Source organism: Euryarchaeota archaeon (assembly GCA_016207515.1).
Classification (GTDB): domain Archaea; phylum Thermoplasmatota; class SW-10-69-26; order JACQPN01; family JACQPN01; genus JACQPN01.
In genome coordinates this window covers 1-7,756 of the sequence record JACQPN010000025.1, presented here as the reverse complement: position 1 = coordinate 7,756, position 7,756 = coordinate 1, and the positions used below count along the sequence as shown (strand labels likewise).

Sequence of the window (7,756 nt, the reverse complement as noted above, 5' to 3'; positions counted from 1 at the left end):
TGGAGGAAAGATGGCGCAGAATCCTTTGACGGCGAGGGCGGGGCCCCCGAACAAGAACGTCGTCCTGGTGCACAACACGTGCAAGGCCCTCATCGACGAGGTCTCCAAGGTCATCGTCGGAAAACGCGACGTCCTGGAACTTGTCACCGTCAACATCCTCTGCGCCGGCAACATCCTCTTCGAGGACTATCCCGGCCTCGCAAAGACCCTGATGGCCCAGACCTTCGCCCGCGCCACGGGCTGCGATTTCAGGCGCATCCAGTTCACGCCCGACGTGCTTCCCGGCGACATCACCGGGACGTACATCTTCAACCAACAGACGTCGGAGTTCAATTTCCGGCCTGGCCCGGTTTTCACGAACATCCTCCTCGGCGACGAGATCAACAGGGCGCCGCCGAAGACGCAGGCGGCTCTTCTCGAAGCCATGCAGGAGCGTCAGGTCACGGTGGAGGGGACGACCCTGAAGCTCGATAAGCCGTACATGGTCATGGCCACCCAGAACCCGGTCGAACAGGAAGGGACATATCCTCTTCCCGAGGCGCAGATGGACCGTTTCCTCATGAGGCTCTCCGTCGGTTACCCTTCGAAGGCGGAGGAATCGGAGATCCTGCGCCGGCGCATCCAAAGGCGAAAAGACGACGTCGACGTGACCGCCATCACCACCCCGAAGCAGATCCTCGCGATGCAGGCGGTCGTCGAAGCGGTGCACATCGATGAGGAGATCATCGACTACATCTCGGAACTCGTCACTCGCACAAGGGTGGATCCCAACATCCTCGTCGGGTCCTCGCCGCGCGGAAGCCAGGCGCTTCTCAAGGCCTCCCGATCACTCGCGGCCATCCGGGGCCGCGATTTCGTGACACCCGACGACATCAAGGCCGTGATGCCCCACACGATCGCGCACCGCATGATATTGAAGCCGGAGGCGAAGATCCGCGGCATGAAGGCGGTGGACGTCGTGGCACGGCTCGCCAAGGAGACGCCCGTCCCGACGGTCTGAAGGCCATGATAACCGAGAAGGGCGCCTACGTGACGGCCGGCTCAGGGCTCGCCGTTCTTTTCGGACTCGCCCTCGGCGCCGCTCCGCTCTTCGCGTTGGGGCTTCTCGGGCTCATGCTGGTCGCGGTCACGTCGTTTTACGTCGAGACCCTGGACCTCGCTGTCACGCGCAAGATCCCGCGTACGACGATAGCCGAGGACGAGATCCTCGACATCGAGCTCACCGTCGCCAACCGCCGCGCCCACGGCCAACTCTTCTTCGAGCTCCAAGACCAACTCCCCTCCACGGCGGAGCTCGTCGAGGGCACGAATTTCACGCTCCTTGATCTTGCCGGGGGCGAATCGGCGCGCCTCGATTACGCCGTGAAGTTCCCCGTGAAGGGCCGTAACGCCCTTGGCCCCGTCCGCGTGAGGCTCGAGGACCCCTTCGGCATCCACTACAAGGACACGACGTTCGACGCCATCGACGCCTTGACCGTCCACCCGAAGCAGGAAGACATCAAGACCGCGATGACGAAATCGAAATACCCGTTGATCATCAGCGGCGACTACCAGGTCGGTCAACCGGGCCTCGGGTCGGATTTCTTCGCGCTCCGCGATTACATCGTCGGGGACTCGATCCGCGACATCGATTGGAAGGCCTCGGCGAGGACCAAGGGGCTCGTCGTGAAGCAGCGGGAGCGTGAATCCTACGCGCTTGTCACCATGATACTCGACACGCGGGCGGTCTCCAAGGTCGGGACCATGCGCCACAATTCGCTCGTCTACGGGGCGCGCGCGGCCGCGTCGATCGCCTCCTACCTCTTCGACCGGCGCGACAAGCTCCGTTTCGTGACTTATGGCGAGGCGATCACTGAGATACAGCCGACGTCGCCCGACCGCCAGATGCCGGAGATCCTCGACGCCTTGACGGCCGCGGAGGGCGCAGGGCAGCAGAGCCTCAACGACGTCGTCGACAAACTACTCCCGACGTTACGCCCGAAGACGCCCGTTGTCCTCATCGGGAACCTCCTGGCCGATCCCACGATCGATGAGGCAATCCGCAAACTGCTCGCGTACAAGGCCAAACTCATCGTCTTCAGCCCGAACCCCGTCTCCTTCGACGCGGAAACCTACGGAAGCGGCGCCGTGCCCGCCGAGACGCGCATCATGGAATTGGAGCGGGAGACGACGATGGCCGCGATCCGCGGCTATGGCGTCCCCGTCCTCGATTGGAAGACAGGAGAACCATTGTCCATCGTGGTCACGCGTGAGGTGGCGGCGAGATGACGCTCGGGACGGGTCGGGGCGCCCGGACGGTGAGGAACACCGCCCTCCTGGCATTCGCGGCGTCCATGGCGGCCTTCATCTTCGCGGTCCCCGGCGAGGCCCACCTTCTCGCGACCTTGGGCGGCCCGCTCGTCGGACCGGGGCTCCTTGTTCTACTCGTCCCCGCCGCATCATACGTACAGTCGAAGGACAAGCGATGGATCGCCGCCCACGCGATCCTCACCCTTCTTGTCATGGCGACTTTCAATGCGAGCCTGCTATCGACCGAGCAACTGCTCGTCACCTTCGCCGGGGCGGGGGCCTTCTTGCTTTATGCGGAACTCGCGTACATGGGCCTCGAGTTCTCGGGCCTACAGGCGAGGATCAAGAGCAAGGTGACAAAGAGCGGTGGACGCTCACGCGGCGTCCTGGACCTCGACGAGGTCGAGGGCCGTCTCGCAACGTCGCTTCGACAGCCGCTCCTCTCGGCCTTCGTGCTAGTCGCCGCAGGCCTTTACGTGGTGCGGCCCATGATCTCGGGGCTAAGCCCCGCCATCGGGGCCTCGATCGAGCTCCGCTCGCTCTACGGCGCCCTCTTCGGCGCAGGGGTGGTCCTAGCCGTGCTTACGCTGGGTCGCGTTTTCGGCCTCTCCTTCCGGGTGAAGGGAAGGCTCCCCAGGAGGGCCACCTAACTAGTGGCGGGAGCGGCCTCTCTCTAGGGAGCCTGCCCGTTGCCGGCTGCTGATGATGAGCGTGATGGGTCCAGTCCGTTGCCGTTTCCCGCACCGTTCGTGGGCGGACGGCCGTTGGTCGGCGGCGCTTGCGAGTGTCCGTTGAGGCCTCGATTGCCTTCGACGTCGAGGCCGTGGCCGTTGCCGCTCGCGAGGCTGTTGTTGAGGATCTGGATGTACGGTTCGAGGCCTTCGGGCTCCGGGCCTTTGGAATAGCAGACGCGTTTCATCGGGCATGCGACGCACATCTCGCGGCTCGGCCGGTAGGCGACGCCCGCGGTGAAGAGGTCGAAGTGGTTCACGGCGTCATCGACCGTCGGGGACAACCGGTACTTCTCGCCCTTTTGCTCTATGACGCCGTGGCTCACGAGGCGCTGCAGCCTGACCTTCAGGAAATGCTCATAATCATACGAGTTACGCAGTTCTTGGAATTTCTTGACGCCCCAGCGGGACGCCGCGTATTCCTTCAAATGCGCGTCCTGGTATAACGTGATGAAGCCCTTGAAATCGAATTCATCGAATTCGAACCGCTCGTGGATGCGGGCGGTCTCGAGGACCATCGACATGTCCTCGCCGTAGCGTTTCTTCAACCGGACGAACGAGCAGATGTCGCTCTTTTGCAAAGGCACCGACCATTGGTACGTGTAGGCGTCCCGTAGGCCACGTCCGATGAGGTCCACGATGGATTCCTTGTTGAAATGGGCGAGTTTCTCTCGCACCTTGTGGCTAGTGAAGCCGTAGAACTCGGCCGAGAACTGCGGCCGGTGGCCGTTCTCGGGCACGAACAGGAAGTTCGTCTTTCTCGCGGTGAAGCGGCCGAACGTGAGCCGCGCCTCGTTGATGTGCGAGATCGGGGAACCTGCGGCGATGTTCCCGTTCCCAAAAGCCTTGAGGAAGGCCTCATACACAGTGGAGTATACGTGTAACTTGAGCACTGAGTAGAAGGCCTTGTCTACGTCAAAGCCCTCGAGGTCACTCCTCGTCATCGCAGTCAACCTGACGGTACCGGCATCCACGTTCCTCGCTCAACCGCGACGGCTCCCGCCAAGAAGCGTCGGTGGCAAGCTTGGGCGTGTTTCACCCGCGGTCCGCCTTCTATTTCTTCTTCGTACTTCCTGCCTTTATCTGGTCATTTATAGTTTTGTGCGGGACCGTAGTCGGGCCCGTTGGAAGGGCGGGCCTCAGCCTCGGCCCTCGCTCCCACTATCCATCACTATGAAAACGGTATATAATAGTTACCAATAATCGTCGTTTTGACGGTTGTTTTATAAATCGCGAGTTTGGGCGTCCCAGCATCGCCAGCATGGAGCCCCCATGGAACGTCCGGCGGTCGCGAGATCTTCCGCCCGCGTGCCTCTCACGCCTCCTTGGCATCGCTCCCGAGCCTTCGCTTCTGGGCCTCGTAAAGCGTCACCAATTCACTCGTGGCAGTGGCGTCCTCCGGGCCCTTGTCATCGCGTATCCGCCCCGTGAAGCGCGGAAAACGCACTGCAAGGCCGGCGCCGTCCCGTACGCTCCCCCACGCCGCCCGGTGGATTGGTGACAGCGTCAGCTCGGCGCCGACGACTTCGAGGACAAGTCGCGGTTCGAACCAGTAATCGGGGACCATCTCGCAATCGACCCGCGCGCTCTTTCGATCGACCACGGACGGCTTGAGCCGCGCCGTGAGGCCCTCAAGCATCTCGTCAGTGAACCCCGTGCCGATCTTGCATACGCTCTCGAAGCGGCCCGTCTCGTCGTTCCTCGCAGCCGCAAGAAGCGCCCCGTACCGGCCCGCGCGCCGACCCTGCCCGCCGAAAGCTCCGATCACCACCAGGTCGAGTGTGTCCGACAGTTCGCCCTGGTAATCACGCTTCAACTTGACCCATTGGAAGCCGCGCCCGCCCGCGCGGTAAAGCGAGTCTTCGGACGTTGACTTCGCCATTATCCCCTCCGCCCCCGTCTCCACCGCCTTCATGAAAAAAGCCTCGAGTTCCTCGGAGCTCGAAACGATTCGGTACTCGCTCAACTTCACGCCCGCGTTCTCGGTCAGGCTCTCTTCGAGAAGACGACGTCTTTCAAGAAGCGGCCTTGTCGTCACGTCGACGCCGTCGGCGTAGAGGATGTCGAAGGCGAAAAGCGTCACCGGGTGCTCCGCGACCGCTTTTTCCAGATCGTGTTTGCGGCCCCTGCGTCGCGACACGTCCTGGAAGGGCCGTAGCTCCCCCGTCACGGGGTCGACGCCCACGCATTCACCCTCGATCACCGCGTCGCGCCCTTTGAAAGCGGCGACGAGCATCTTCTCGACGTCCGGAAACTGCCCGGAAACGTCCTCGAGGCGTCGCGAGAAGAAGCGGACTTTTCCCTTGGCGATGTGGGCTTGCAACCGGAGGCCGTCGTACTTGAGTTCGAGGGCGCACCGACCGCCCATCCTGCCCAATATCTCCGCCGAGGTCGGGAGCCGTTCGGCGAGCATCGGCCTCACGGGAACACCGAGGCGCAGCGTGAGCCGGCGCACGGCATGGAGGCCGCCACCCGCCGCTTCACGCGCCACGGCCCCGATGTCGGAGCACTTGTTGAACGCCTCCTCGAACGCGGGCCGGTCCTCTTTCGTTGCGAAGGCAAGGGCGAGGGCGTCGAGCACAGACATCTCCGCCACCCCAAGGCGCAGTTTCCCGTTCACCGTGCGAACGATGTAGCGGGCCTCGATGGGCGAGGCGTCACGAAGGAGCCCGTTGAGCCGTTGGATCCTCGCGTCCTGCGAGCCTTGCCCGCTGGACCGTGCCATCGCGTCGAACGCCGAGAAGACGTCCGCGACCGAGAGCGCGGAAGCCTTGACGAGCGATGCCTGACGCTTCCCCTTGAGCGCGGCCTCCGCGGCGTTTCCTATGTCGCCTTTCTCGATCGTCAGTTGGTCGAGGTGATCCTCCGCGACTCCGGTGATGGTCGAGATCGCTTTGGTGATGAGGCGCTCGGAGACGCCGAGCTCTATCCCGAGGAAATCAGGGTAGAGGCGCCCCATGGTGAGGTTCACGGCGTGTTCGATCTCCTCCGCGCGGCTCTCCTTGAAGAGTTCGGCGAGGATCGCCGTCATCTCGAGCCGCTTCGTGGTCGCCGCGAGGCGTTCGTAGTACTCGACAAGGCGCGAGTAGAGCATCCTGGGTGGCCAAAGCCGCTTGAAGCCTAAAAAACCCGCTATGTGGGCGCATCGACCATACGTCGCACGGCTAGAGTCCTTTCCAGCGACCCTTTTTACGCTTTCGCGGAAAAAGCGCCGACGGAAAACGATTGTCCGGTTACGTACGGATTCCCGTTACCCGTACATCGCCGGGCTCGAATCCTTCCCCGAGGTCTTCGGCTCCACCTGGCGCTGCATCATCCGAAGCGTCTTCTCGATGTTCTCCGCCTCACTATAGAGCGGTTTCACGTCGATCTCGACGTTCTCGAGGAGTTCGTCGATGACCTCGATGACCTTCGCGGCCGCGCGCGCGTCCGGATAGTTCGGGTTCGCCTCCGCGAGGATGCTGATGGTGTCCAGGCCGTGGGCCTTGCCAAGATTGAGCAGGACGCCCGAAACGCCGGTGATGATGCCGTTCCCGAACGGCGTGAGCTTGTGCCGGTCGAGGAGCGCCCTCGCCTCCTCCGTCGCCCCTATCGCATAGACGGCCACTTCCGCGGGCGCTTCCGCCGCCTCTATGACGAGCCCCTCGGGGCTGATGATGGTCTTACAACCCTTCTTCTTGGCGAATTCCACGATGGCCTCCGCGATCGGCCGGATGAGCTTCGGCGCGGGCTGGAACTCGCTGATGAAGATGCAGACGCCCTTACCGGCGTAGATTCGGACCGGGTACATCGGCACGGCGTTTCTCACGATGGAGACCGTCGGGAAGTACTTCGAATCCATGGTCCCCACTTGCTCGAGTTCCAGGATGTCGATGAGGTAGTTCGCCGTGATCGTGGAGACTAGCCCCACGCTCGGAAAACCATCGATGATGGTGGCGCCTCGGAGATCGACGGCCTTGAACTCGTGGACGACGAGGTCGTTCTCTTCCATTTTTATCTGGTCGTGTTAGAGTTGCGCATATACTTAAGGCCGCTAGAAGGAGCTGACAGGCCGGCCACATGGGTGGACCTCCGGTGACGTTTTCCGGGGTCGGCCACGCCCGCGCCACCGGAGGTGCTTGGTTTTTGTGCCCCGACGCGCTTTGCGCCCACGATGATGATTCTAGTCGGCTACGACGGATCGGACCCGTCCCGGAAAGCCATTGAGCACTCGTTGAAGCGCATGGAGCCTGAAAAGGACGAAGTGGTGGTCCTCACGGTCGTCCCGAAGGCGGTCGCCGAGCGCTCTTTCGTCGGGATGCTGCTTCCTACGGCCGACATGAGCGGCATCAGCGACGACAAGACCTTCGTCGAATCCGCCAAGGCGCGCGTGAGCGAGGTGGTCGAGAGCGTCAAGAAACGGGGTTACCGGGCGCGCGGCCACGTGAAGGTCGGGAACGCCGCCGATGAGTTGATCGCGGCCGCTGAGGAACTCAAGGTCGATGAGATCTGCCTCGGTTACAAAAGCTACGAGAAGCAGACGATGTACTTCATCGGAAGTGTCGCCGAAAAGGTCGTGCGCCACAGCAACCGGACCGTCACGATAGTACGATGATGGCTCCGATCCGAGGCGGGCCGCGAAGCCGATGGTGGCTGTGGAGCCGGCGAGGCGAGGTGACGCAGTCACCGAAGCCGATGGTGGCTGTGGAGCCGGCGAGGCGAGGTGACGCAGTCACCGAAGCCGATGGTGGCTGTGG

At 62.8% G+C, this 7,756-nt stretch carries 7 protein-coding genes; 4 read left to right on the top strand and 3 right to left on the bottom strand.

The window, feature by feature from the left end; all coding sequences use genetic code 11:
• Positions 1–10 precede the first annotated feature (10 nt).
• Genes HY556_10980 through HY556_10970 form a run of 3 tightly spaced genes read left to right on the top strand, consistent with a single transcriptional unit; the run spans position 11 to position 2,939 of the window.
• Complete coding sequence (locus tag HY556_10980) at positions 11–1,000, top strand: MoxR family ATPase (protein MBI4394297.1); 990 nt, start codon at positions 11–13, stop codon at positions 998–1,000.
• A 5-nt stretch (positions 1,001–1,005) separates the two neighbouring features.
• Positions 1,006–2,268 carry a DUF58 domain-containing protein gene (locus HY556_10975; protein MBI4394296.1) on the top strand — a complete coding sequence of 421 codons (1,263 nt, stop codon included), beginning with the start codon at positions 1,006–1,008 and terminating at the stop codon, positions 2,266–2,268.
• On the top strand, positions 2,265–2,939 hold the full coding sequence (locus tag HY556_10970) for a hypothetical protein (protein MBI4394295.1): 675 nt from the start codon (positions 2,265–2,267) through the stop codon (positions 2,937–2,939). The genes HY556_10975 and HY556_10970 overlap by 4 nt, the downstream gene beginning before the upstream one ends.
• 23 nt (positions 2,940–2,962) lie before the next feature.
• Here the strand turns inward: HY556_10970 and HY556_10965 are convergent, their stop codons facing one another.
• The 3 genes from HY556_10965 to HY556_10955 all read right to left on the bottom strand — a co-directional run bounded on the left by HY556_10965 (position 2,963) and on the right by HY556_10955 (position 7,011).
• The gene (locus tag HY556_10965; GenBank protein ID MBI4394294.1) at positions 2,963–3,964 is read right to left on the bottom strand and encodes a hypothetical protein; all 1,002 of its coding nucleotides are present in this window, start codon (positions 3,962–3,964) and stop codon (positions 2,963–2,965) included.
• Positions 3,965–4,335: 371 nt separating this feature from the next.
• Positions 4,336–6,114: an ATP-dependent DNA ligase gene (locus HY556_10960; protein MBI4394293.1), complete on the bottom strand. Its 1,779-nt coding sequence runs from the start codon at positions 6,112–6,114 to the stop codon at positions 4,336–4,338.
• A 156-nt stretch (positions 6,115–6,270) separates the two neighbouring features.
• Positions 6,271–7,011, bottom strand: coding sequence for a proteasome assembly chaperone family protein (locus HY556_10955; GenBank protein MBI4394292.1), 741 nt, complete (start codon positions 7,009–7,011; stop codon positions 6,271–6,273).
• 162 nt (positions 7,012–7,173) lie between these two features.
• Here HY556_10955 and HY556_10950 point away from each other — a divergent pair, with 162 nt between their 5' ends.
• Positions 7,174–7,614: a universal stress protein gene (locus HY556_10950; GenBank protein ID MBI4394291.1), complete on the top strand. Its 441-nt coding sequence runs from the start codon at positions 7,174–7,176 to the stop codon at positions 7,612–7,614.
• Positions 7,615–7,756: the final 142 nt, after the last annotated feature.

What these genes read in the sequence shown, in the direction of transcription:
- HY556_10980 (MBI4394297.1), top strand. Translation starts at nt 11, where the DNA reads ATGGCGCAGAATCCTTTGACGGCGAGGGCGGGGCCCCCGAACAAGAAC.
- HY556_10975 (MBI4394296.1), top strand. Translation starts at nt 1,006, where the DNA reads ATGATAACCGAGAAGGGCGCCTACGTGACGGCCGGCTCAGGGCTCGCC.
- HY556_10970 (MBI4394295.1), top strand. Translation starts at nt 2,265, where the DNA reads ATGACGCTCGGGACGGGTCGGGGCGCCCGGACGGTGAGGAACACCGCC.
- HY556_10965 (MBI4394294.1), bottom strand. Translation starts at nt 3,964, where the DNA reads ATGACGAGGAGTGACCTCGAGGGCTTTGACGTAGACAAGGCCTTCTAC.
- HY556_10960 (MBI4394293.1), bottom strand. Translation starts at nt 6,114, where the DNA reads ATGCTCTACTCGCGCCTTGTCGAGTACTACGAACGCCTCGCGGCGACC.
- HY556_10955 (MBI4394292.1), bottom strand. Translation starts at nt 7,011, where the DNA reads ATGGAAGAGAACGACCTCGTCGTCCACGAGTTCAAGGCCGTCGATCTC.
- HY556_10950 (MBI4394291.1), top strand. Translation starts at nt 7,174, where the DNA reads ATGATGATTCTAGTCGGCTACGACGGATCGGACCCGTCCCGGAAAGCC.